This is a genomic window from Draconibacterium orientale (assembly GCF_900111425.1).
Taxonomy (GTDB): domain Bacteria; phylum Bacteroidota; class Bacteroidia; order Bacteroidales; family Prolixibacteraceae; genus Draconibacterium; species Draconibacterium orientale.
Genome location: NZ_FOHT01000022.1, coordinates 67,945 through 92,514, shown reverse-complemented (window position 1 = coordinate 92,514; position 24,570 = coordinate 67,945). Strand labels below are relative to the sequence as shown.

At 41.9% G+C, this 24,570-nt stretch carries 18 protein-coding genes; 17 read left to right on the top strand and 1 reads right to left on the bottom strand.

From position 1 onward, the window contains the following. Nucleotides 1-978 precede the first annotated feature (978 nt). The 17 genes from BMW53_RS12920 (at nt 979) to BMW53_RS12840 (ending at nt 20,457) form a co-directional block, all read left to right on the top strand. A complete protein-coding gene (locus BMW53_RS12920; RefSeq protein WP_139178148.1) occupies nt 979-1,968 on the top strand; it encodes a hypothetical protein in 990 nt (329 codons plus the stop codon). 43 nt (nt 1,969-2,011) lie between these two features. Beyond that, nucleotides 2,012-3,082, top strand: coding sequence for a phosphate ABC transporter substrate-binding protein PstS (gene pstS / locus BMW53_RS12915; RefSeq protein ID WP_038558003.1), 1,071 nt, complete (start codon nt 2,012-2,014; stop codon nt 3,080-3,082). Between the two features lie 153 nt (nt 3,083-3,235). Continuing rightward, the gene (pstC, locus tag BMW53_RS12910; protein ID WP_081804814.1) at nt 3,236-4,147 is read left to right on the top strand and encodes a phosphate ABC transporter permease subunit PstC; all 912 of its coding nucleotides are present in this window, start codon (nt 3,236-3,238) and stop codon (nt 4,145-4,147) included. A 1-nt stretch (nt 4,148) separates the two neighbouring features. Beyond that, entirely contained in the window at nt 4,149-5,033 is an 885-nt protein-coding gene (gene pstA, locus BMW53_RS12905) for a phosphate ABC transporter permease PstA (RefSeq protein ID WP_038558005.1), read from the top strand. A gap of 10 nt (nt 5,034-5,043) precedes the next feature. Beyond that, entirely contained in the window at nt 5,044-5,826 is a 783-nt protein-coding gene (gene pstB / locus BMW53_RS12900; RefSeq protein WP_038558007.1) for a phosphate ABC transporter ATP-binding protein PstB, read from the top strand. Nucleotides 5,827-5,856: 30 nt separating this feature from the next. Further along, the gene (locus BMW53_RS12895) at nt 5,857-6,540 is read left to right on the top strand and encodes a phosphate signaling complex PhoU family protein (RefSeq protein ID WP_038558009.1); all 684 of its coding nucleotides are present in this window, start codon (nt 5,857-5,859) and stop codon (nt 6,538-6,540) included. A 66-nt stretch (nt 6,541-6,606) separates the two neighbouring features. Beyond that, on the top strand, nt 6,607-7,290 hold the full coding sequence (gene phoB, locus BMW53_RS12890; RefSeq protein ID WP_038558011.1) for a two-component system response regulator PhoB: 684 nt from the start codon (nt 6,607-6,609) through the stop codon (nt 7,288-7,290). Nucleotides 7,291-7,335: 45 nt separating this feature from the next. Next, a complete protein-coding gene (gene phoR, locus BMW53_RS12885) occupies nt 7,336-9,108 on the top strand; it encodes a sensor histidine kinase (protein ID WP_038558012.1) in 1,773 nt (590 codons plus the stop codon). Between the two features lie 634 nt (nt 9,109-9,742). After that, nucleotides 9,743-12,484, top strand: coding sequence for a TonB-dependent receptor (locus BMW53_RS12880; protein ID WP_038558015.1), 2,742 nt, complete (start codon nt 9,743-9,745; stop codon nt 12,482-12,484). Between the two features lie 36 nt (nt 12,485-12,520). Continuing rightward, entirely contained in the window at nt 12,521-14,497 is a 1,977-nt protein-coding gene (locus BMW53_RS12875; RefSeq protein ID WP_038558017.1) for a beta-helix domain-containing protein, read from the top strand. Nucleotides 14,498-14,641: 144 nt separating this feature from the next. Further along, on the top strand, nt 14,642-15,100 hold the full coding sequence (locus tag BMW53_RS12870; protein ID WP_038558019.1) for a toxin-antitoxin system YwqK family antitoxin: 459 nt from the start codon (nt 14,642-14,644) through the stop codon (nt 15,098-15,100). 118 nt (nt 15,101-15,218) lie between these two features. Further along, on the top strand, nt 15,219-15,572 hold the full coding sequence (locus BMW53_RS12865; protein WP_038558021.1) for a carboxypeptidase-like regulatory domain-containing protein: 354 nt from the start codon (nt 15,219-15,221) through the stop codon (nt 15,570-15,572). Nucleotides 15,573-15,799: 227 nt separating this feature from the next. Further along, a complete protein-coding gene (locus tag BMW53_RS12860; RefSeq protein ID WP_074780738.1) occupies nt 15,800-16,933 on the top strand; it encodes an AAA family ATPase in 1,134 nt (377 codons plus the stop codon). Nucleotides 16,934-16,935: 2 nt separating this feature from the next. Then, nucleotides 16,936-17,883 (top strand): lipoate--protein ligase, encoded by a 948-nt coding sequence (lplA, locus tag BMW53_RS12855; RefSeq protein ID WP_038564511.1) that lies wholly within the window; start codon nt 16,936-16,938, stop codon nt 17,881-17,883. Nucleotides 17,884-18,138: 255 nt separating this feature from the next. Next, entirely contained in the window at nt 18,139-18,612 is a 474-nt protein-coding gene (gene ybaK / locus BMW53_RS12850) for a Cys-tRNA(Pro) deacylase (protein WP_038564514.1), read from the top strand. A gap of 158 nt (nt 18,613-18,770) precedes the next feature. Then, nucleotides 18,771-19,772, top strand: coding sequence for a tryptophan--tRNA ligase (gene trpS / locus BMW53_RS12845; RefSeq protein WP_038558023.1), 1,002 nt, complete (start codon nt 18,771-18,773; stop codon nt 19,770-19,772). A 109-nt stretch (nt 19,773-19,881) separates the two neighbouring features. Continuing rightward, nucleotides 19,882-20,457: a PhnA domain-containing protein gene (locus BMW53_RS12840; RefSeq protein ID WP_038564516.1), complete on the top strand. Its 576-nt coding sequence runs from the start codon at nt 19,882-19,884 to the stop codon at nt 20,455-20,457. Nucleotides 20,458-21,149: 692 nt separating this feature from the next. Here BMW53_RS12840 and BMW53_RS12830 read toward each other — a convergent pair. Then, the gene (locus BMW53_RS12830; RefSeq protein WP_038564519.1) at nt 21,150-24,530 is read right to left on the bottom strand and encodes a DUF1080 domain-containing protein; all 3,381 of its coding nucleotides are present in this window, start codon (nt 24,528-24,530) and stop codon (nt 21,150-21,152) included. Nucleotides 24,531-24,570: the final 40 nt, after the last annotated feature.

The following is a 24,570-nucleotide window of genomic DNA, read 5'->3' as shown; positions in this document are numbered from 1 at the left end:
AACCCTGTGTTGGTGAGGCTTTGGGAGTACTCCCAAAAGAGCCGAAAAACAAAAGTCGAACAAGTCCCCGCTGGTGCGCGATTGTATCGCGTTCCGTTTTTGCAGCCCTCGGACTCTATAATGCGCTTAGCGGTTCGGAACCGCTTAGCGCGTAGGCTTTTTCAAATGCGAGAGTAAAGTGATGCCCCGCGGTGCGCGATTGTATCGCGTTCCCTCAGTAAGGGATGTCATCTTTTTGAAAAGATTATATCCCTGAATTGGCCGCCGCTGGTACGATTTTGTAAATCATGCCTCTGCCAGCAAGGCTGAAAAAGTTGCAACAGCATTTTTATATTAATGGCCCTGGCCAATTTAGCTCTTCATAAAAGCTGTTTTCCCTTTTTGAGGGAAAATGTCGACAGTTGAGCTTGCCAAATCCCGTACTTTACGTCGGGGACAAAAGGGTAGGGTTAGTGATATTTGAAATTTAAGGGTTCTTTACCCCTCTCCCTGTAGGGAGCTCCCCTCAGGAGGGGAGCCAGTTTTCGAACGGTGCTGCATTACAAAGTATCATCCCGCTGGTGCGAGCTTGAATCGCGTTCCGGCAGGGTGGCCGCCGCTGGTACGATTTTGTAAATCGTGCCTCTGCCAGCAAGGCTGAAAAAGTTGCAACAGCATTTTTATATTAATGGCCCGCTGGTGCGAGCTTGTATCGCGTTCCGTTTTTGTAGCCCCGGACTTTTCTTTACAGGAGCTAATCGCATTCGTTGGCCGCAAAACAAAATAGCCCAACAACATTCTCTGGTTTCCAAAGTAAAAGGCGTGTTACATTTTTGTAATTTTAAATTGCATTAAACGTGGCTTTGGGAAACAGTTGTTTACGGTGTGTTGCAACAAATAAATTAATCGAATTGTAATATTATTGTAATTCCGGTGTAATCGTGTTGCGTCACTTTTGCCCGTGTAAAAAAACAGACAAAATTCAATCTTAAGTTATAAATGAAAAAAATGTTTTTGCTCTTGTTAATGATTCCAGGAATCGTAATAACAGGATTTAGTCAGGAAAAAGACGAAGCTTTTAAACCAAATGGAAAACCACTGGCGTTGATTTTTACCAACTTTCATACTGCATTTTCTGATGGCGAATCTGCCTCGGAGTTTGAAAATACCCGTGCTTATTTAGGTTACGAGTACAATTTTAGCGAGGATTTTTATGCCAAAGTTGTTTTCGATGTGGGCGATCCGAAGGATGGTGGAGATCATCAATTATCGGCATTTCTGAAAAATGCTTACGTGCAGTATTCGAAAGATAATCTGAAAGCATCCTTCGGAATGATTTCAACCACCCAATTCAAAGTTGCCGAAAAATTGTGGGGAAACCGTTACATGATGAAATCGTTTCAGGATGAGTACAAGTTCAACTCAAGTGCCGACCTTGGTTTTAACATCGATTACCAATTTGCCGATTTTATTAGTGCCGATTTTTCGGTGATCAACGGCGAAGGTTATAAAAAAGTTCAGAGCGACGATTTATTGCGCTACGGACTGGGTACTACCATTAAACCGGTAAAAAATGTATTGGCTCGTGTGTTTGTGGATCAAACCGGCGACGAGGTAAAACAAAAGTCGCTGGCTACTTTGTTGGCTTACACCAACGGAAAATTCACATTGGCCGGAGAATATAACTACCAGTCGAACTACAAAATGGTTGACGGTCAGAATCATTATGGAACATCGTTCTACAGCTGGTACAAACCAAACAGCAACTGGAAATTGTTTGCCCGTTACGATGATCTGAACTCGGATAAACTGGAAGGCGAAACAGAAGCATGGAATAGTAGTAAAGATGGTCAATTAATGATTGCCGGTGTTGAATATGCTCCTGTAAAAGGGGTGAAATTTACGCCAAACGTTCGCTTCTTTAATCCTGACAAGGTAGATGCAGAGAATATAACCTACCTGTATTTAAGTGCTGAGTTTAAATTTTAATCAGCCACAGAAAACAGAAAACTAGAAATTTAAATAATTAAAAATGAAAAATTTAGCCTTACTGATTTTAACCGTATTTATTCTGGGAGCTTGCTCTAATTCGTCAAACAAACAAGGCGGAGAAAAAGCCGGAACCTCGAAAGTGACTTTAACAGCTGCGGGAGCTACTTTCCCGATGCCCTATTACAATATGGTTTTTAAGAACTATACATCTGAGTTTGGTACACTGCTTACTTATGGCGGAATCGGTTCAGGCGGTGGTATCCGCAGTTTAACCGATAAGGTGGTTGACTTTGGTGCAACCGACGCTTATTTGAGCGACGATAAACTGGCAGAAATGCCTGCTGAAGTAGTTCATATTCCGACGGTATTGGGTGCTGTTGTTATTGCTTATAACCTTCCTGGTGTTGATGACCTCAAACTATCGAACGAATTGCTGGAGAAAATTTTCATGGGTGAAATTACCAACTGGAACGATCCGGCAATTAAAGCCAACAACGAAGGTTTGGCACTTCCTGATATGGAAATCACTTTCGTACATCGTTCGGATGGTAGTGGTACAACTTACATCTTCAGCGACTACATGACTAAAATTAGCCCGAAATGGGCTGATGCAATAGGAACAGGAAAATCGTTGCAATGGCCGGTTGGTATGGGCGCTAAAGGAAATCCAGGCGTTGCCGGTACCATTAGCCAAACCGAAGGAGCTATTGGTTACATTGGATCGGAATATGCTTTTGCGCAGAAAATCCAAACTGCATTGGTACAAAACAGCGCAGGCAATTACATCGAGCCTTCAATTGCATCGGTTAGTGCTGCTGCAAAAGGTGAGATTCCTGCTGATACCCGCATCATGCTTACAAATTCTGCCGATCCTGAATCATACCCGATCAGCGGATTTACCTGGATCATTCTTTACAAAGAGCAAAACTACGATGGTCGCTCCAAAGATCAGGCGCTGGCAACAGTTACTTTCCTTGATTGGCTGGTAAGTGCCGATGCACAAGGTGATGCCGAAAAGGTACACTACGCACCGCTGCCGGATGCAGCTGCCGAAAAAGCCAAAGCAATTTTACGTTCGGTTACCTTCGGTGGGCAACCCTTGTTGAAATAATTATAGCGCTTCCAGGCTTCCTAAAAGGGAGTAGAAAATATTCAATAACGAATATCCAATGTAAAACAACTTAAAACGGATCAATTTGAAGTTGATTTGGATATTGATTATTCAAAATTGGATATTTAGAATTTTAAGAATTGAAAAAACGAAATGAATAATTCCACGGTAAAAAGTTTTAATAAGTCCCCCATTGGGGGATTTAGGGGGCTTTTTAACAGCGATAAAATAACAAAAGGCGTTCTCCTGCTTTCTTCGTTCGTAATACTTTTTGTAGCCGGAGGAATGATCTTTTCGTTGGTTGAAGGTGCCATTCCGGCACTGAAAAGTTTTGGGCTGCGATTTATTTGGTCGAACAACTGGAACCCAACCGAAGGGAAAGAGAACTACGGAGCGCTTCCGTTTATTGCCGGAACAATCATTACATCGGTAGCGGCGCTGCTTATCAGTTTGCCTTTATCATTTTCGGTTTCATTGTTTCTGGGCGAATATTACCGCGGAACCCGAATGGCAAAAATACTGGGTACTATGGTTGATTTGTTGGCCGGAATTCCTTCAATTGTTTACGGTTTGTGGGGTTTTTATGTGCTTCGCCCGCTGCTTATCGATTTGGGATTACCCAACCAGGGATTTGGAATTTTCACTGCCAGCATAATTCTGGCGATTATGATTATTCCTTACGCCACTTCGCTAAGTAACGAGATTATTACCATGGTGCCGAACGAGCTGAAAGAAGCAGCTTACTCGCTTGGAGCTACCCGTTCGGAAGTGATCTTTAATGTGGTGGTACCATCAGCACGATCGGGAATTATCGCCGGTTACATTCTGTCGTTTGGGCGTGCATTGGGCGAAACCATGGCCGTAACAATGCTCGTTGGTAACGCCAATATTGTCCCCGATGGATTTTTCGGTACCGGAAATACAATGGCTTCGGTAATTGCCAATCAGTTTGGCGAAGCCGATGGCTTGAAACTCAGCTCGCTGATTGCGATAGGTTTGTTGTTATTTCTGCTAACAGGTATAATAAATGCCATTGGTAAGTTCATTATAAAACGAATGGGATAAGATGAATTCTGCAGCAAAAATAACCGCGGCCAACCTCAGCCGAAGAACTTTGAAAGACAAGCTTTTCAAAGGACTGGTGCTCTTTTTATCGCTTATCACCATTTCGCCGATTGTACTGATTATTTACAAATTGGTGGAAAAGGGTTATCGTCAGATCAGTTTGAATTTTATCATCAAAACGCCTCCAAATACTTTCGAGGCTATGACAGCTGTTAGCAATGGCGAGCTCATTCCCGGAGGTATTGCAAACGGTATTACAGGTACCTTGTTAATGGTGGTTCTGGCGTCGGTTATTTCCATTCCGGTTGGTGTTATTACAGGCATTTACCTGTACGAGAATCCGGGAAAACCACTGGCAAACCTTACCCGAAACATTTCGGATATCTTGCAGGGTGTTCCTTCTATCGTACTCGGGCTTATTGCTTACATGTGGATTGTAAAACCCATAACCAGCGGCTTTTCGGCACTGGCAGGTAGTGTGTCCTTGTCCATTATGATGTTGCCAATGATTGTGCGCTCAACGGAGGAAACGCTGAAAATGATTCCTCAATCGATAAAAGAAGCAGCTGTTGCATTGGGTGTGCCGTATTACAAGGTAATTCTGCGTGTGCTTATCCCCACCGGATTTAGCGGTTTGCTAACTGGAATTCTGCTCGGTATCTCGCGTATACTCGGAGAAACCGCACCATTAATGCTAACAGCACTGGGCAGCTCGGTAATTAATTTAGACATTACCAAACCAACAAGTGCGATCCCGTTGTTAATCTGGGAGTTTTACAACGACCCGAATATGGTTGACCTGATTTGGAGCTCATCGTTATTACTGATGGGAATGGTGCTGACCCTAAACCTGGTATCGAAACGAATTGCTGCCCGAACGAAATAGTAAAAAACAAATGAAGGAAGATAATCTAAATATCAAAGATCCTGTACTTTCAATTCGCAATCTATCGGTTGCGTACGATAAGGGGAGTTATGCTGTAAAGGACGTTTCGGCCGATATTAAACGAAACGCGGTAACAGCAATTATGGGCCCGTCGGGATGTGGAAAAAGTACCATGTTGCGTGCCATTAACCGCATGCACGAATTGTACGAAAACATCGAAACAAAAGGATCGCTAATACTAAACGGAAAGGATATTACTGACATGCCAACCATTCAATTACGTCGTATGGCCGGAATGGTATTTCAACGTCCGAATCCGTTTCCAACATTGAGCATTTACGACAATGTAATTGCCGGATATAAACTGAACGGCATTCGTTTAAAGAAAAAAGAACGCGACGATGTGGTTGAACGCTCGTTGCGCGATGTTACCCTTTGGGACGAGGTTAAAGATACATTGCATAAAAAAGGAACATTCCTTTCAGGTGGTCAGCAACAACGACTTTGTATTGCGAGGGCGCTGGCTTTTGATCCGGAAGTGATTTTGCTTGATGAACCAACCTCGGCACTCGATCCTGTAGCGACTTCAAAAATTGAAGATCTGCTGGTAAAGTTGAAAGAGAATTATTCGATACTGATGGTGACACATAACATGTCGCAGGCAGCGCGAATCTCTGATTATTCAATGTTTATGTACCTTGGCGAATTGGTAGAATACGGTAAAACAAAAGATATGTTTACCAACCCAAAAGACCGTCGTACAGAGGAATACCTGACCGGAAAATTCGGTTAATTTTTTTAACTTCATTAAAATTCTACAGTTATGACTTTAAAGAAGGATGATGCCATAAAAGCGATAATGAGTGATTTTGAAGACTTCGCTAACCTCGTACTTCACCAGCTCGATTTATTGGAGACGCTCATTTCTACCGGCGAAACACAATTTCCAAAAGAACAAAGTAAGGAGTTGTACGACAACGAGAATAAGCTGGATAAATTGGAAGTTAAAATTAGCGACAAGATTATTAATACCATTACTTTATATCAGCCGGTAGCTTCCGATATCAGGAAAATTATGGCCTGTTATCGTATAATTATCAGTCTCGAGCGGGTTGGCGATATGGTAATTAATGTGCTGCGTTTTGTTGAAAGCATTAAAACTCCGAAAGTGTATACCGAACTTTCTGAAGTGGTTTCAAACATGCTTATTCAAAGTGCCAATATGGTAAACAAATCTTTACTGGCGTTTACCAACGACGATAAAGATTATGCAATCTGGACCATTAAAAACGATGCAGTAGTTGATGAGCTCAACAGAAAGATGTTGAAGAAGGCCATCAAAAAAAGCACATCTTCAAACGATGATAAAGAACTTCTGCTAAGTTTTATTAATATGAATAGTATGGTTACAACCATCGAACGTATTGCCGATCAGGCCACAAATATTGCCGAGGCTGCTATTTATTCCATCGAAGGTAAGGATATACGACATAAAGATTTGAAGTAAACTCAGGTTATTATGAAGGATAATGTATTTTTAGTATCCTGAATGTTAGAGTGAAAATTATTTATCATGGGATCAAATCCGAAAATATTAATTGTTGACGACGAAAAAGATTTATGTGAAATTTTGGAGTTCAACTTGTCAAGCGAAGGTTTCGAAACATCAGTGGCACATTCTGCCGAGCAGGCACTAAAATTACCATTGGAAGAATACGACCTGATTTTGCTTGATGTGATGATGGGCGAAATGTCGGGTTACAAAATGGCTGATAAGATAAGGAGGGAATTACAGCTTACTCTGCCTATTATTTTTATGACTGCCAAAACCGCAGAAAACGATATCCTTACAGGATTTAATGTTGGTGGAGACGACTATATTTCAAAACCGTTTTCAATTAAAGAAATGGTGGCACGTATTAAAGCTGTGCTGAAACGTGGCCGACAAAACGTAAGGCAAACCAAGGTGTACAAAGTTGAAGGTCTTGAGGTGGATGCAAACAGTAAAATGGTACAGATTGACGACGAGCCAATTAGTCTTACCCGAAAAGAATTTGAAATTATTACCCTTTTGCTAAAACACCAGGGGCAATACATTGGCCGAAACGAAATACTCGACAGGGTGTGGAACGACGATGTTATTGTTACCGAGCGAAACGTGGATGTTAATATTGCACGACTCAGAAAAAAGATTGGCAAATACGGTCAATATATTCAAGGAAAATCAGGATATGGTTACGCTTTTAAGCAGCCATAAACTCTATAAGAAATAGAAAAATATAAACAATTAAAACAATACAAAGTGCCGATTCAGCAAACATTCAGACGGAAAATCTTTTACTACTTTATAGCGGTATTTTTACTGTTTACAGTAGCCATATTGTTGTTTCAGTTGCAGCGCGAGAAAAATTACAAAACATCGCAGCTCGAAAATACATTGCGTAATGTTACCGAAGTTGCCCACAACTACATCGAACATTACAACTTGATGGAAACGCAAAACTTTAGCAGTGCAGATATTTTAAAAGATTTGATACCGCAAGCCAATATTCGCTTAACCATTATCGACAAGCGGGGAATTGTTTTGTACGACAGTTTTGTGTACGAATATCAAAAAATGGAAAACCATTTCGAGCGTCCCGAAGTGCAAAAAGCATTGTTCGGGGGCGAGGGAGCCAATATTCGTCACTCGGAAACCACCGGTACCGACTTCTATTATTATGCCCAAAATTTCGACGATTATTTTGTGCGTGCTGCCATGGTTTACGATATTAACGTAGAGAATTTCCTGAAAGCCGAGCGTTTGTTCATCTTCTTTATTATCGCCATTTTCCTGGTAATCTGGCTGGTGATTAATGAGCTTACAAAACGTCTTTCCATATCAATTACCAAGTTGAAAGACTTTGCTATAAAAGCCGGAAAGAATGAATCCATAAACGAAGAAGAGGGTAAATTCCCCGACAATGAACTGGGTGAAATTGGTTCGCAAATAGTAAAAATCTACAATAATTTGCACGATGCAAATAACTCAATTGCGTTGGAAAAAGACCGCCTGGCTAATCACATGAATATTCTGAATGAAGGGATAGGATTTTTTACGCCACAAAAGGAGAAGATGCTGGTGAACAGTAACTTCATACAGTTTGTGAGTATCATTTCTGATACTATGACTATCTCTGCAGAAAACTTCTTTACTATTCCGGAATTTGAAAAAATCAACAAATTCCTGGAAAAATACTTACACAAAGACACAGAGTTCCAGAGTAACGAACTGCCGCAAATTGAGTTTACTATACAAAAAGACGACAGTTATTTCAAGCTGATGTGCATTGTGTTTGCCGATAAGAGTTTTGAGATTCTGATTACCGATGTTACCAAACCGGAAAAACGACGCCTGCTAAAACAGCAGTTGACATCAAATATTGCACACGAGTTAAAAACACCGCTGGCTTCAATAAAAGGATACATCGAAACATTGATGTCGAATCCGAATATCGACAAGGAGAAACAGCAGTACTTTATCGAAAGAGCAAGTAAACAAGCCGAACGCTTAAATCTGCTTTTAAACGACATTTCGTTGCTGAATAACATCGAGGATGCAGGGGAATTGTTCGAGATTAAGCCGGTGCACATCAAAAATATTGTGTCTGACGTGGTTGAGAACCTGGAAAGCAGAATGGCTGCCAAAAACATAAAGTGTAAACTGGATATTGATAAAGATGTGGTTGTAAACGGAAACGACTCGCTGCTTTCGTCCGTATTCCAAAACTTGTTGGAGAACTCGATAAATTATGCCGGAGAGGATATAAAAATAGAGATTCGGAATTACCTGGAGGATACCAAATTCCATTATTTCAGTTATTCTGATAACGGCAGGGGAATTCCTGAAGAACACCTTAACCGTATTTTTGAACGTTTCTACCGCATTGATTCAGGACGTACCCGCGAACTAGGCGGAACAGGCCTGGGACTGTCGATTGTTAGAAACGCCATCCAGTTGCATAAAGGAAATATCTCGGCCCGCAATAAACCTGATGGAGGTGTCGAGTTCCTGTTCTCGCTGGCAAAACAGTAAATTCCGAGCGAATAGTTCAACGCCAAAATTGATAAACAAAAGGCTTCCGGTAGTTCCGGAGGCCTTTTTTTGTGGAAGACAATTTTGAATGAAAGCAATTGTTTCTTTTTGTGCCGCTTTTTAATGGGGCAGTTTTAATTTTCGTCCGGAAATGCCATCAGCGTTGAACAGCTTTCGTCGCCGGACGATGTACATAACAACCTTCTACCCGGGGCGACGCAATTCAAAGAATTACTCTGCCCCGGGCTAAAATATCACGCACTTTCAGCGCTTTACATAGTGAAGCCCCAAGGGGGCGAGAAGCAATAACCCGGTGCGACTGACGGCAGTCAGGAAGCGCCGGGAAGAAGAATGATAAAGATCTCGTCCGGCGAAGAAAGTTGGATAGAGATCGTTCGTACCCCCGGACGAAAATGAAATAGAGCTTGTGTAGAGAGGGTAAATCAGTACAAGGATTAAGATTCGAAATCACTTATTGCAATAACATTTCACCATTCCCCAGATAATTACAAAACCATTAAAACAATGTAATACAAGTTTAAATAGTCTTTAATTTGCCTGTAACATATATCGGGTTGCTTTGCCTGTGTAAATTCTATGAGTTTATAAATAAACACTGCAACTTTTAAAATATATGAAACGTTTTTTCATTAGCATTCTATTGCTAATTCAGGTAATAGTAGTTACAGCTCAAACCGGGACTATCAAAGGAACTGTAACCGACGCCAAAACAAAAGAGGCTCTGATCGGGACCACCGTATTAATCAAAGGAACAACACAAGGAACAATTACCGATTTCGATGGAAATTACGTAATACCTAATGTAGCAGTTGGTAGCCATACCATCGCTGTTTCTTTTATTTCGTACGATTCACAGGAATTTCAGGTTGAAGTAAAACCCGACAATAACGTAGAATTAAATGTAGCGTTATTACCGGCAACACTCGAAATAGAAGGAGTTCAGGTGGTAGCAAAAGCCAGGCGCGAATCGGAGGCTATGTTGCTTGTCGATCAGAAAAATGCTTCGGGAATTAAAGAGAGTATCGGATCGAAGCGAATGTCGAGCCTCGGCGTTTCTGATGCGGCTACGGCTACATCAAAAATTACGGGCGTTACCAAAAACGAAGGTAGCGGCGATATTTACATTCGTGGTTTGGGCGACCGGTATTTAACTACAACCATGAACGGATTGCCAATTCCGTCGGATGATGTGGAGAAGAAAAACATCAATCTGAACCTGTTTTCAACAGACATTATCGGTAATGTTGGAATCAACAAAACCTTTTCAGTTGACACCTATGGCGACCAGTCGTCGGGAGCGGTAAATATCGGGTCGAAAACCTATTCTGAAGATTTGGAACTGGAAGTTTCGACCGGAACCTCAACCAATATTGTAAAAGATGGAACTTTTGGTGATTTTAAAGCCACTCAAAACATTAATGATGTAAACTTATTTGGTGGTTACAGCCGCACTTACGCCACCGGCGATGCTTTAAAATACCAAAGCTGGAACACTGAGGATCAGAAATTTCCTCTGAACCGTGGTTTATCGTTAATGGGAGGTAAAAAGTTTGAATTGTTTGACAACGATTTCTCGTTATTTGCATCACTTTCGCACTCAAACGATTTTGAATACCGCACCGGTACCTATCGTAAATACCGCTCGAATGTATTGGACAATTCGTTTACCGATGCCGAAACATTTCAAACCGAATTCAACACCACCGGTTTGCTCAACCTGGCTTACGATATTGATACAAAGCATTCGTTGAATTTCAACAGTATGGTGATTTTCAAAACGGTTGATGAGTTGTACGAACAAGGTAGAAACGGCGAAGGATACGCCTACGACCAGTTGCCGCAGCAGGAAGCTGCATTTACACGCGACCAGAACCTGAAAGAAACGCAGTTAATAATTAACCAGTTACTCGGAACACACGATATTACGGAAAACAACCGCCTGGACTGGGCTATAGGGTATAACATTGTTAATGCCGACGAGCCAAACCGTATTCATAACGAAGCAAATATGCTGGATGAAAATACAGTTGGGTTTGCTTATGTTGGCGACTTTCAGCAAAAGAAGTCGATGCAAACCATTAGCGACAACGAACTGAATGGTTACCTGAAAGACAACATCACTTTTATTGATGAAGATGACAAAACACTGAAACTGAATTTCGGTGGTAATTTCCGGATGAAAGGGCGTGATTTCTATTCGCTTCCGTATGGAGTTCGGGCAAAAAATGTAACCGTACACTCAATCGACAATATGGATGAAGCATTCCTTAATCTTGGTCTGTACGAAAGCGGAGACTTACGAATTCGCGAAGTAGATCCTGATTTTTACAATGCTACATTGAATGTTTATGCCGGATTTCTGAACGTTGATTTCGGAAAAAATAAATTCAGCGGTAACGTTGGAGTACGTTACGAACGCGATGATTTGGAGGTGAATTGGAACGTAACCAACTATGTAGGACGAGTTGGCAGCCTTAATGAATCGTACGATAATATTTTGCCGGCCTTAATGTTAAAATACCAGGCTACCGAAAAACAATCGTTACGTTTTGTAGCCAGTAAAACAATTACACTTCCTGAGTTTAAGGAATTAGCGCCCTTTGAATATGTTTCCCCAACCGGCCGTGTAACAAAAGGTAACCCTGACCTGATAAAATCCGATAACTATAACTTCGACCTGAAATGGGAATTCTTCCCTGCTCGCGGAGAGTTGTTTTCGGTAACGGGGTTCTATAAAATGATTAATGATCCGATAAATAGGGCACAAACACGAGGTTCATCAGGTAACTTTTATTTTGCGAATACCGGCGAACGTGCCGACGTTTACGGAGTGGAAGCTGAAGCCCGCTTTGGTATCATTAAAGCAGAAACTACCGGAACACCGGATTTGAATATGACACTGAACGCTACCAAAATGTGGCACAATCAGGATCTGTACGATATTTTCCAATACAACAGTAAAACCGAAACTGAATTACAGGGAGCTGCCGGATTTATTTTTAACGGTGCTTTAAGTTATTCAACCAATACCGATAATGAGTTTCAGGCAACGTTAACCGGTAACTATTCATCGGATAAAATTCTGGCATTGGGTGCACCTGAAGACTATGTAAACAGTGCAACTTTATTCAATAACGAAATTATAGAGAAAGGATTTACTACGGTAGATTTTGTAGCGAGCAAAGTGATAAACAAAACATTCGCGGTGAAATTTTCTGCGAAAAACCTGTTAAATCCTGAAATCGAGCAAACACAGGAAATAAAACCTTTATCGGATGAGGCCTTCACCGATGTGGTCAACTCCTACAAAAAAGGTATCAACCTAAGTTTAACTCTTAAGATAAGTCTGAATTAAAAAATTAGTGGAACGTATAATTTAAACGATTTTAAAATGAAAAAATTAACAATCAAATTTTTAAGTCTTGCTTTATTAGCAACAGCAGTTTTTATAAGCTGCGATGACGATGATCCTATTACACCAACGCTTACTGTTGTTGAAAAACTCGACAATGGTATTATGGAAGGAACCCTTGAAGAGAATTACACGCTTAGCGCAGGAATGTCGTACAACCTGAGTAGTTCTTTTATTGTAGCCGATGGTGCAACACTTACTATTCCTGCCGGAACAAACATTATTGCCGAAGCAGGTGGTACCGATGTTTACCTTGCGGTATTAATGGGTGGTAAAATTGAAATCAACGGTACTGCAAGCAGCCCTGTTGTAATGTCTTCGCCCAATGCCAATCCCGGCGATTGGGGTGGTTTAACCATCTGTGGTAAAGCTACTACTACTGCCGGAGCGAATTCAGAAGCTGAAGTGGGTGGTTTTATCTATGGTGGCGATGATGATACCGATAATTCAGGATCGGTTACGTACCTGGTTATTAAAGGAACAGGTGCACAAATCAACGAAGAATCGCAATACAACGGTGTTTCTTGTTATGCATTGGGTTCGGGAACAACGCTGAGTAACATCGCGGTAATCAACGGATCGGATGATGGTATCGAGTTTTTTGGCGGAACAGTTTCGGTTACTAACATCTTTTTGCAGAATAACGAAGACGATGCTATCGACTGGACTGAAGGTTGGAGCGGAACAGTTAACAACGCCTATGTTGAGCATACTATCGAAGGTTTTTCAACTGTAATTGAAGGCGATAAAGACAATAACAATCCTAAAATTAACAACCTGACAGCGGTTTCTACAACCGGTGGTACTGCATTGCAGTTCAAAAAAGAATCAGGAATGACTATCACCGGCTTGTCGTTGAGCGGTTATTCAGTATCTATCGATATGAAAGACGATGGCCCCTTGGCTAACGTAATTATCGATGGCGAAGAGGCAGACCCTACAAAAAGTTACAATGCTCCTGCAACGGTTGATCCAAGTGAGTGGACATGGATTGACGCAGAACTGGCAGAGGTGGTAGAATTGAGTGGAAATGTTGACTCGGATGTTACACTTGATGCCAGTAAAACTTACCGTTTAACCGGTTCGTACATTGTTCAGGATGGTGCTTCCCTGACTATTCCTGCGGGAACAAAAATTCACGCTGATAACGGTGGTACTGATGTTTACATCGCAGTATTGATGGGTGGTCAGATCTTTATTAACGGAGAAAATGATAATCCTGTTGTAATTGCATCAGACTTAAGCCAGCCGGGCGACTGGGGAGGTTTAACAATTTGTGGTAAAGCAACAACTACTGCCGGCGAAAATGCAGAAGCTGAAGTTGGTGGATTTATTTACGGTGGTACTGATGATTCGGACAATTCGGGATCAGTTACTAACCTTGTAATTCGCGGAACAGGTGCACAAATCAACGAAGAATCACAGTATAACGGTGTATCATTGTATTCTGTTGGATCAGTTACTACTTTGGAAAACCTTGCAATTTTCGACGGATCTGATGATGGCATCGAATTCTTTGGAGGCACTGCATCAGTTACAAATATTTATGTTGAAAACTGCGAAGACGATGCGATCGACTGGACTGAAGGTTGGAGCGGAGGAATTACCAATACTTATGTATCGCATACTATCGCTGGTTTCTCAACGGTTTTCGAAGGCGATAAAGACAACAATAATCCCGTATTTACCAATGTAACGGCTATTTCAACTGTTGACGGAACAGGGTTGCAGTTCAAAAAAGAATCGGGAGCTACAATTACCAACTTGCATATGGAAGGTTATGCAATCGACCTGGATATGAAAGACGGAGGTGCTTTATCGAACGTACAAATTGATGGCGCCAATCCAGACGTTACCTTAATGGATGGCGAAACCAGCAAATACACCCTGAATTCAGGTAAAGATGCTGATGCCATCGACATTTCAGGCTGGACATGGATTAACGCTGAGTTATAGGATCTAATAATGAATTTAAACGACAATCAAAAAGAGGTTATAAAGCATTGATAATGCAGTGTTTATTAAAGTCGGCCTAAAAACCGATTTTAAAAGCTCCGGTTCTTCCGGGGCTTTCCTCTTATTGAGTTCACACGTATAAGAATGAAGAAATTATTGGTTTTAGTTGGATTTTTGGCTTTGATAACCACTGCATCGAAAGCACAAAAAATTGAAGAAATTGATGGAATTTATTACAAGAATTCCAAAAAGTACACCGGAACTTACCAGGGGTATTACGACGATAATACGTTGCAAAGCGAGGTGAAAATAAAGAATGGCGAAAAACACGGAAAAGCAACCATTTATTTTAAAAACGGGCATGTTAACGAAATACGTTCGTACAAACACAACCAGATGCACGGCAAGTGGGTGATGTATAACGAGCACGGAATTAAGGTGTCGGTTGCACGGTACAAAAACGGCAAAAAACATGGTAAATGGATTATTTGGAACGACTACGGAAATTTATTGTATGAACTGGAATATGATAATGGAGAAAAAAACGGAGTCTGGAAGAAATACGACGAGCAGGGAAACCTGATAAGCGAACGAAAATATTAATTGTTTTCCAGCACAATTTAAAACGGATTTAATTAAACTGTAATCGTAGTGTAACCTCGCCGTAATTGTCATCCTGTATTTTTGTAGTACAAGATCGACAAAACAAAAAATGAATAGTATGAAGAAGTTACTAATTGCAGCGTTACTTGTTATTTCAGTTTTAGCGGTAAATGCAAAAGAATACGATAACAAATCGAAAAGTACTGATGCCGAAAGCCAGGCAACAATGGTAGTTTCAGGTTCTATCGCCGACGAATTATCAGGGGAGTCGCTTGTAGGTGTTGAAGTAAAGTTGGAAGGAACCGATAGGAAAGCTTACACCGATTTTGATGGAAACTTTACGTTTACAGGTGTTAAGCCGGGAGAATATAAGATTGTTACAACCTACATTTCTTACGAGAAAAAATCGGAAGTTGTAAATGTTGAAGCTAACAACGACAATATTAAAATAAAGCTGCAATCTTCTAAATAAGAGGTTGTAGTAACTTAAGATTGAATCCGCCTCTGAGAGCAGAGGCGGTTTTTGTCGTTTTTATTTTTTGGGGAAATAGAGTGTTAAGTGAAAACCCTGGAATTAGCAATATGCTATATATCAAATGAAAACCATGCGTCAGCTGACGCATGGTTTTTTTGTGGCTCAAATGTTACATTTTGTAATTCGCATTTTGTATATTGCAAAATGCGAAAAAATAAAACAATATGAAAACGTTGCAGCCAACAACACCTTTTGTTACAACAGGTTATTTCGGTCCGCAATATTTTTGCGACAGAGAAAAGGAAACGGAAACACTGATTTCGAATATTAACGGAGGCCTGTCTACTACTTTAGTTGCCATCAGAAGAATTGGAAAAACTGGACTAATACAGCATCTGGAACAAAAATTGTCAGCTAATTTGATTTGTATTTATGCCGATATTCTGGCAACAGAGAATACGAATGATTTCTTAAATAGCCTGGCAACAGCCATTCTGAATTCGGTGCCGGAGAAAACCGGAGTTGGTAAAAGAATCTGGAATTTCATAAAATCTTTGCGTCCGGTAATTTCTTTCGATTCATTATCAGGCGAACCAAATGTTACATTCACAGTTCAGGAAAAAGAAAGTGAACATCACATAGCATCGCTTTTTGCCTTTCTTGAGCAGCAGGATAAGCGGGTTTTGTTTGCAATCGACGAGTTTCAGCAAATTCTTAATTATCCTGAAAAAAATACAGAGGCGTGGTTGCGTACCATTATTCAACAGTTAAAAAACGTGGTTTTTATATTTTCAGGTAGTCAGCAACATTTAATGAGCGATATGTTTTCAAATCCTGCCCGGCCATTTTTTCGAAGCACTCAGTTTCTAAAATTGGATAAAATTAGCTTTGAAAAGTACCAGTCGTTTATTGTAACGAAATTTGCGGAGCATAAAAAAAACATTTCTTCTGAAACTGCTGCCGAAATACTGCGATGGACAAATAGGCATACCTATTTTGTGCAATTGCTTTGTAATCGGGTTTATATTCATGCGGGGAAAAATATAAGTACTAAAACCTGGAATGAAGAGGCATTGAAGATTTTGAAAGAGCAGGAGTATGTGTTTTTTGGCTATCGCGATATGCTCACCAAACAGCAATGGAATTTATTAAAAGCAGTAGCTTCCGACGGAAAGGTTTACAACATAACATCGAAAGATTTTATGCAAGATCATAAACTGGGAAGTCCGTCAACGGTTAACCGTTCTGTGAATTCGCTATTAAAAAAAGAGTTGATTTTTCAGGAACGAGGCATTGATGGAAAACAATTCTACAGCGTTTACGATGTTCTTTTTCAGCGTTGGATTCAAAATTTGTAATTATGATTTGTATTGTACTAAAAAACAATAACCCTTTTTACTGCCTGGCTAGCGAAGAGTATCTGCTAAAAAATTTCGACGACGATATTTTTATGCTTTGGCAAAGCGATAAAACCGTGGTGGTGGGCAAACACCAAAACGCACTGGGCGAGGTGAATTACCGCTACGTGCGCGAGAATGCGATTACTGTTACACGTCGTATTTCGGGTGGCGGAACCGTTTATCACGACGCCGGAAATGTAAATTTTGCCTTTATCAAAAACGTAAAAAGTCCGGCAGAAATTTCGTTTAAACAGTTTACCGAACCGGTGGTGGAAGCATTGGCCCAGTTAGATATTGAAGCTACAACATCGGGCAGAAACGATTTGCTGATTAAAGGGTTAAAGATATCGGGAAATGCCGAGCATGTTTTTAAAAACCGCGTGTTGCACCATGGTACTTTGTTGTTTAACTCCGATCTGGAAAATCTGGGAAATAGCATAAAAGTTATTCCCGGGAAATACACGAGCAAAGCCGTACAGTCGAACCGAAGTAAAGTGGCTAATATTTCTCCGTTCCTGAAAAACGAAATGGATATTGAGGCATTTATCGATTTCCTGATTGGCGTACAATTGAAAAAAGATGGCGCTGAAAGTTATACGATTTCAGCGGCCGATAACGAAGCAATAAACAAGTTGGTTGACGACAAATTTACTACCTGGGAATGGCGCTGGGGCTACTCGCCAAAATACACTTTTACGAATAAAGTGGAAATCGATGGACGAACACTCGAAATTCATCTGGAAGTAAAAAAGGGGCATATCGAAAGTGCCAATTTGCAAGGCAACTATTTTGACGCCGCGTACCTGGCCGAATTAACAGCAGCACTGGTAGGGAAGCAGCACTTTTACGAAACTATTCGCGATGTTCTAAAAACGGATAACGAAGAGTTGATTTACGCTTTCTTCTAAACAATAAAAAAGGCAGCCGATGCAAAGAAGGCTTGTGCTGTACGACCGAATGTTTTTATTTTATACCAATTTGATTATAAAATGCCGTATTGGATATGCCGGTTATTTTCCGTTTGTACAAGGCGAAAAATTTTAGCATAGCCGAGCTACGTTATAATTTTTCAACGCAGTAGAAACGGAAAATAACAAATTTATATGCGGCATTTTGTGGTCATTTTGGTATTAATCCCATTTTTGCAGGTAAATTATTTCGAAATGAAGAAAACAAATGCTGCCCGTTTACTCGACAGCAAAAAGATAGCGTACGAGCTGGTTGAATACCATGTTGATGAGGTGGATTTAAGTGCCACACATGTTGCCGAATCGTTGGGACAGAATGTGGAGCAGGTTTTTAAAACCCTGGTTCTGCGAGGCAATAAAACAGGCGTTTTTGTAGCTGTAATTCCCGGAGCCGCCGAACTTAATTTGAAAAAGGCCGCAAAAATATCGGAGAATAAAAGTGCAGAAATGGTGCTGATGAAAGAATTGTTGGGGCTCACCGGTTACATTCGTGGCGCGTGTTCGCCAATGGGCATGAAAAAACCGTACCCGATCTTTATTCACGAAACCTGCATGAATTTCGAAACCATTTTTGTGAGTGCCGGGAAACGCGGTATGCAGATAAAAATCAATCCCAAAGATATGGTTGTCTGCACCGGAGCCCAGGTTGCCGACCTGATTGATTCGTGATTTCCTCCCGTTTTTCATCAATACGGCTTCTTCTGTATTAATTTTTAGATCATAAGGAATTTTATTTTTTTACTTTCCCCACGAATCTCTATTTTTGCACTCACTTAAAAATCAGATGGCTTTGCGCATTGCGCACAACACCATATAAAAAACAAATAATGAATAAACCGACAGTTGTAAGCGGTATACGACCGACTGGATATTTGCACCTTGGAAACTACTTTGGAGCCGTGCAGAATTTCTTAAAAATGCAGGACGATTTTAACTGCTACTTTTTTATTGCTGACATTCACTCGCTGACTACGCACCCAACGCCTGAGAATTTACAATCGGGAGTGCGCCAGGTGCTGGCCGAGTATCTGGCTTGCGGCATCGATCCTGAAAAATCAACGATTTTCATTCAGAGCGATGTTCCTGAAGTTTCGGAATTGTACGCTCTATTAAACATGAATGCCTACTTGGGCGAACTGGAACGTACAACATCGTTTAAAGATAAAGCTCGTCAGAACCCGGATAACGTAAATGCCGGATTGTTGACTTACCCCGTTTTAATGGCTTCGGATATTATTATTCATAAAGCACATTTTGTACCGGTGGGAAAAGACCAGGAGCAAAACCTGGAAATGGCGCGTAAATTTGCCAAACGTTTTAACCGCATGTACAAAGCCGATGTATTCCCGATTCCACGTCCGTATACTTTTGGTGGCGGCGATATGATTAAAGTTCCGGGATTGGACGGCAGCGGAAAAATGGGAAAATCGGAAGGCAACGCCATCAACCTTTACGAAGATCCAAAATCGATTCGCAAGAAGGTGATGCGTGCGGTTACCGATTCAGGTCCAACAGAAATGAACCAGGAAAAACCGGAAGCTATTCAGAACCTGTTTACACTGCTGGATATTGTTTCTACACCCGATACAGTGGCGCATTTCGATGAATTGTACAACAAGTGCGAAATCCGTTATGGCGATCTGAAAAAACAACTGGCAGAAGATATTATCGCTTACACATCGCCAATTCGCGAGCGGATTATCGAGATTCTGCAAGACGATGCTTACCTGGCAAAAGTGGCTAAGATGGGTGCGGATAAGGCCCGCGAATCAGCCGCAAAAACATTGCAGGAGGTGAAAGATGTAATCGGTTTTAAGAAACTGTTTTAGGAAGAACATAAAATAAATTGTCATTTCGACGACGAAGGAGGAGAAATCTGTTCATTGAAGCGAAAGATTTCTCAGTCATGCTTCCTTCGAAATGACAGGAACAATCAAAATGAGTATAGAAAGAGAATTGCAAAAACACACTTCGGTTTGTGAATTATGCGGATCGGAAGATAACCTGGGGGTTTACACCGTGCCGCCGGCAACACAGGAAAGCGAAAAAGACAGCATTTATATTTGTGCAACCTGCTCGGGCCAGATTAACGATCCGGAGACAATGGATGCCAACCACTGGCGTTGTTTAAACGACAGCATGTGGAGCACCGTTCCGGCTGTTCAGGTAGTGGCCTGGAGAATGTTAAACCGACTGAAAGCTGAAGGCTGGCCACAAGACCTGCTTGATATGCTTTACCTCGACGAAGAAACTAAAGAGTGGGCCGAAGCAACCGGTGAAGGAATTGATCCGGACGATGTGGTAAAACACCTCGACAGCAATGGCGCTGTTTTACAAGCCGGCGATACCGTTGTGTTGATTAAAGACCTGAACGTAAAAGGCGGTGGATTTACTGCAAAACGTGGAACAGCGGTTCGTAACATTTCGCTGGTACACGATAATCCTGAGCAAATTGAAGGAAAAGTTAGTGGTCAGCAGATTGTTATTCTTACACAGTATGTGAAGAAGAATTAGGAAGAGTTTATTCCTGATAAGAAAAGATGCCATCTTTATTTACTTTAGGTAGAAAGATGGCATCTTTGTTTTAGGAGAGTGATAGCCTCACTTTGAGTGAGACTATCACTTTTTTTATAGCATTTTTGTTTTAATAACTTCTTGCAAAACGGTAGTCTGTTAGCCATAAAAACTTTTCAATTATTGCACGGCTGGCGATATCGTTACACAATTATTTTTTCTTTGCCGCAGGGTTGCATCAGGCAAACCATAAAGTTTAGACCCGTGTTGCAATGTTGCGAGAGGGGTCTAACGAAGTTTAGACCTATGTTGCAGAGCTGCGGGAGGCTCGCCACAAAAATTTCAGCCTGTTACACAGCTGCAGGAAGCCTTCCACAAAAGTTTCCGGGGTGTTACACAGTTGCGGGAAGCAATCCATAATATTTTTTTGCTTGTTGCAGTGCTGCGGCAAGGGTGCAAAAAAGTTTTCTGGGGTATTACACGGCTGCAGGAGGCCTGTTTGTGAGGTGATTACAGGATTCTGCGAAAAAATAGCGATAGCGTCACCCGGAGTGAAGCTATCGCTATTTAGGAAGAATTTATTCGGAATAAGAAAAGATGCCATCTTTCTACATAACGTAAAAAAAGATGGCATCTTTGTTTTAGAGACAGGTGATGGTCTCACTCCGAGTGAGGCTATCACTCTTTTACCATTATTCGCTCAAATCTTTAATTCTGATGTTCTTGAACCACAATTCTGAGCCGTGCCCCAGGAATCCGATAAAACCTTTATCGTTTTGTAATCCCGGGTGGTTTTTACCGTCCTTGGTACCGTGCTCGCGAGCATCAGCAATATCGCCATCCAGTATCACTTCGCCGTTTAAGGTAATTTTAATCTTAGTTCCTTTAACGATTACTTCTTGCACGTTCCATTCGCCAACCGGTTTCTGGAAGCCGCGTTTTGCAGCGATGGTTCCGTAAACCGAACCGTGGTACTGGTACTCGTGCAGGTTGGCATAAATTGGCGCGGTATTATCCAGAATTTGTAATTCCATACCCACATAAGCGGCATCGCCTTCAAGTGGGGCACGAATTCCCAGACCGTTATTGGCGCCCGGAGTGAGTTTAAACTCAAAACGGAAAACAAAGTCGCTGTATTCTTTTTCGGTGAAAAGGTTGCCGTGGCCGCCCATTTGAGGGTTTACTACCAACTCGCCGTTTTCGGCATAATAATCGGTCTTGTTACCTTGCCAGCCGTCGAGGTTTTTACCGTTGAAAAGTGACACAAATCCTTCGTCGATCTCTTCCTGCGTTAATCCAATTTCTTTGGTGTTGATCTCACGAACATACACATCGCGGAAAGCCAGCTCGTTGCCGTGCGCCTGCAGTTCGATTGTTCCTTCGCTGAAAATCGGAATGCTGCGGTCCCAGTAGTTGTCCATTTTTACGTTGTCAACCACCAGTTCACCATTCAGGTAAACCGTTACATTTTCGCCAATCATGGTAATGCGGAAAGTGTTCCACTCGTCAATCGGGTTATCGGCAACCAGCAATGGATCGCGCACATTGTCGGCATTGTTGTTATACAAACCACCCGAGCCAACCTGGGCACCTACTTCAACGCGCGAGGTATCCCAGATTTGCACCTGAGGTGTTCCGCGCAGGTAAATGCCGCTGTCGCCTTCTTTGCTGATGCGCCAGTCAACAATCATATCAAAATCGCGGTAATTTTTTGTCGATACCAGGTTGCCGCCATGACCATTGAAAACAATGCATCCATCTTTTACGCTCCAGTTTTCCAGCATCGCTTTGTTGGCTTCCTGCTGCGCTTTGGCACGTTCTTTTTCGCTCATTTTGGCAATGGCAATTGGGTTGCCACCGGCAATCATTCCCTGCCAGCCATCAAGGTTTTTGCCATTGAACATCGATACAAAACCATCGCCTTTCGGCATGTTGTTCAGGTAGTTTTCAATGTCGATTTTGTAGTACTGGCTGTCGCCGCCTTCCATAACCGAAGCTGCTTTTTCAAGGGCACCACGAACAATGTTGCCATAAAATTTACCTTGTAATGCAATGTCTTTAATTCCAAGAGCCGCACTTTGTTTTAAGGCCTTGTTGTCGAGGAAACTTTCGAGGTACACCAGCGCCAGGAAGGTGCGCAGGTTGCCAATCGATTTTACCATGTAGTTTTTATCAGCATCCGAACCGGCATATTCCATAATCTTACGGAATTGCAGTAACTTCTGGTCGTCGGGCAGTTGAGCCGAATTTACCATGCGGGCAAAGTTGATGGCCGCTTTTGCCTGGTAGTCGCCGGTGCTGTTTTGGCAAATTTCGTATAACGATTTCGCGGCGGAATAATCTTTCCAGTTGATTAAAGCTAAAAAGGCTGCTTGTTTTTGTTCGCCCGAAGAGGTGTTGAAATAGTTACTTACAGTTTTAAGGGCAGCGTCGCCGCCAATTTCGGGTAGTACAGGGAAAATCCTGGCTTTTTTGCTGGTAGCGGCAAGTGCCGAAAGTACCTTTCCATTGGCTTGTTGTTCTGCGTTTTGGCCTTTAGTTGCTGCAACCAATGCCATTTGTACGGCTGTAATTTCGCTTTCGTTCGAAACCGAAAGTAACAATTTTAGCAAGGCATCGGTATTCTCGTAGGTTGAAACGTGTTTTAAAGCATCGAAAGCTGCAGCTTTTTCAGCAGCATTGGCTGAGGCGGTTGCAGCCAAAATTGCATCGAAAGATTGCGATCCGGCTTTGGCACCGATAAGATCGATGAAAGCGGCTTTGGTTTTCCCGGTTGATTGGTCGAGGTTCGCGGCGATCAGGAATAAATGTTCTTTGTCAAGCAGGGTGTTCAACACCTTTGTTATTGCTTCAATGTCTTTTCCCTCTGCCAAATGTGCTGTTAATGTTGGAATGGCTTCACTTCCCTGTAGTTTTGCCAAAGCGGTTATTGCTTCTGTACGAACAACTTCAGCATCCGAATTAAGGCTGGCCAAAACAAAATCGTTCGCCTGCTTGCAACCCCGTCTTCCCAGCATGTCTATAATCTCTGCCTTAACTTCTGCGTTGGCAGTTTCTGCTTTGGCAATCCAATTTCGTGTGTCGGCAACTCCGCCGGTTTTTTCAGCAATATGTAAAGCTGAATAGCGGAAAGCTTTGTCGGCATTATCGACAGCATCGAGCAAAAGCGGAGTGGCTTCGTAACCCAAATATTTGGCAGAAATGGCCAGGGCTGCCGAGTAGTTGTGTAATTTATCGGTAGCTGTGTTGGCTTTAAAAATGGCTTTGCAGGCTTTCTCCATCAGTACCAGTTCTCCGTTTGCCCCCAGTTGGTTGGTGTAAGCAATAAATGCTTCGGCAGCGTTGGTGGCTTCGTAATTAAAGTCGCCGGCGGCTTTTAATAATGTTTTGTATGAATCAGGAGATCCGATATTTGCCAGCGCTGCCAGTGCTGTTTTTTGCATTGGCTCGTTTTCGGCCTCAACCAAAGGAGTGATCAGTGGTACGGCGCGTTTACATTTTAATTCGCCTAAAGCTCGAACGATGGTCATTTGTGTATTTCCTTCAGTTTTTGGAAATGCCGCAAGAAACACCTCTGCTGTTTTCGGATCTTTAGTAGAGAGGATGGTTTGTGCTGCCGGTTCTGCCAGGTGCTCATCGGTTAAGTAGTTTTTTACCTGCTCAACCGTTTTCTCGCCTGCAACCAGGTTCAGTTGGTTAAGCAAATACGTTTTTACCTCCACGTCGTTCTCCTTACTGAGCGCTTTTAAAAGGTTCTCTTCGGCAAAAGCACGTTCATCAGTTTTGCCAAACTGGCTGGCATAACGCGAAAAACTATTCAGCGCAAAACGCACTGCAGTATCGTCGCCGGTACCCAGCGGAACAAGTTGTGCTGCCAGTTTCTGATAGCCTTCGTTGCCCATCAAAAAGATTTCGTTCATCGCTTTGTCGCGGTGCGTGAGGTTTTTCGTTGGCATTTGTGCCAGAACATCGGCAACTTTGGTGTCGAGTGTTCGCTTGTCCTGCGCCATTCCGGCCATACTCAGGCAGGCCAGCAACAGAATCGTAGTAATTTGTACTATGTATTTTTTCATTGTCATTAATCCTTTTTATTAATCCTTACTAATTCATCCT

What these genes read in the sequence shown, in the direction of transcription:
- BMW53_RS12880 (WP_038558015.1), top strand. Translation starts at nt 9,743, where the DNA reads ATGAAACGTTTTTTCATTAGCATTCTATTGCTAATTCAGGTAATAGTA.
- BMW53_RS12875 (WP_038558017.1), top strand. Translation starts at nt 12,521, where the DNA reads ATGAAAAAATTAACAATCAAATTTTTAAGTCTTGCTTTATTAGCAACA.
- pstS (WP_038558003.1), top strand. Translation starts at nt 2,012, where the DNA reads ATGAAAAATTTAGCCTTACTGATTTTAACCGTATTTATTCTGGGAGCT.
- phoB (WP_038558011.1), top strand. Translation starts at nt 6,607, where the DNA reads ATGGGATCAAATCCGAAAATATTAATTGTTGACGACGAAAAAGATTTA.
- BMW53_RS12920 (WP_139178148.1), top strand. Translation starts at nt 979, where the DNA reads ATGAAAAAAATGTTTTTGCTCTTGTTAATGATTCCAGGAATCGTAATA.
- BMW53_RS12840 (WP_038564516.1), top strand. Translation starts at nt 19,882, where the DNA reads ATGAGTATAGAAAGAGAATTGCAAAAACACACTTCGGTTTGTGAATTA.
- trpS (WP_038558023.1), top strand. Translation starts at nt 18,771, where the DNA reads ATGAATAAACCGACAGTTGTAAGCGGTATACGACCGACTGGATATTTG.
- BMW53_RS12870 (WP_038558019.1), top strand. Translation starts at nt 14,642, where the DNA reads ATGAAGAAATTATTGGTTTTAGTTGGATTTTTGGCTTTGATAACCACT.
- pstC (WP_081804814.1), top strand. Translation starts at nt 3,236, where the DNA reads ATGAATAATTCCACGGTAAAAAGTTTTAATAAGTCCCCCATTGGGGGA.
- ybaK (WP_038564514.1), top strand. Translation starts at nt 18,139, where the DNA reads ATGAAGAAAACAAATGCTGCCCGTTTACTCGACAGCAAAAAGATAGCG.
- BMW53_RS12830 (WP_038564519.1), bottom strand. Translation starts at nt 24,530, where the DNA reads ATGAAAAAATACATAGTACAAATTACTACGATTCTGTTGCTGGCCTGC.
- BMW53_RS12860 (WP_074780738.1), top strand. Translation starts at nt 15,800, where the DNA reads ATGAAAACGTTGCAGCCAACAACACCTTTTGTTACAACAGGTTATTTC.
- BMW53_RS12895 (WP_038558009.1), top strand. Translation starts at nt 5,857, where the DNA reads ATGACTTTAAAGAAGGATGATGCCATAAAAGCGATAATGAGTGATTTT.
- BMW53_RS12865 (WP_038558021.1), top strand. Translation starts at nt 15,219, where the DNA reads ATGAAGAAGTTACTAATTGCAGCGTTACTTGTTATTTCAGTTTTAGCG.
- lplA (WP_038564511.1), top strand. Translation starts at nt 16,936, where the DNA reads ATGATTTGTATTGTACTAAAAAACAATAACCCTTTTTACTGCCTGGCT.
- pstA (WP_038558005.1), top strand. Translation starts at nt 4,149, where the DNA reads ATGAATTCTGCAGCAAAAATAACCGCGGCCAACCTCAGCCGAAGAACT.
- pstB (WP_038558007.1), top strand. Translation starts at nt 5,044, where the DNA reads ATGAAGGAAGATAATCTAAATATCAAAGATCCTGTACTTTCAATTCGC.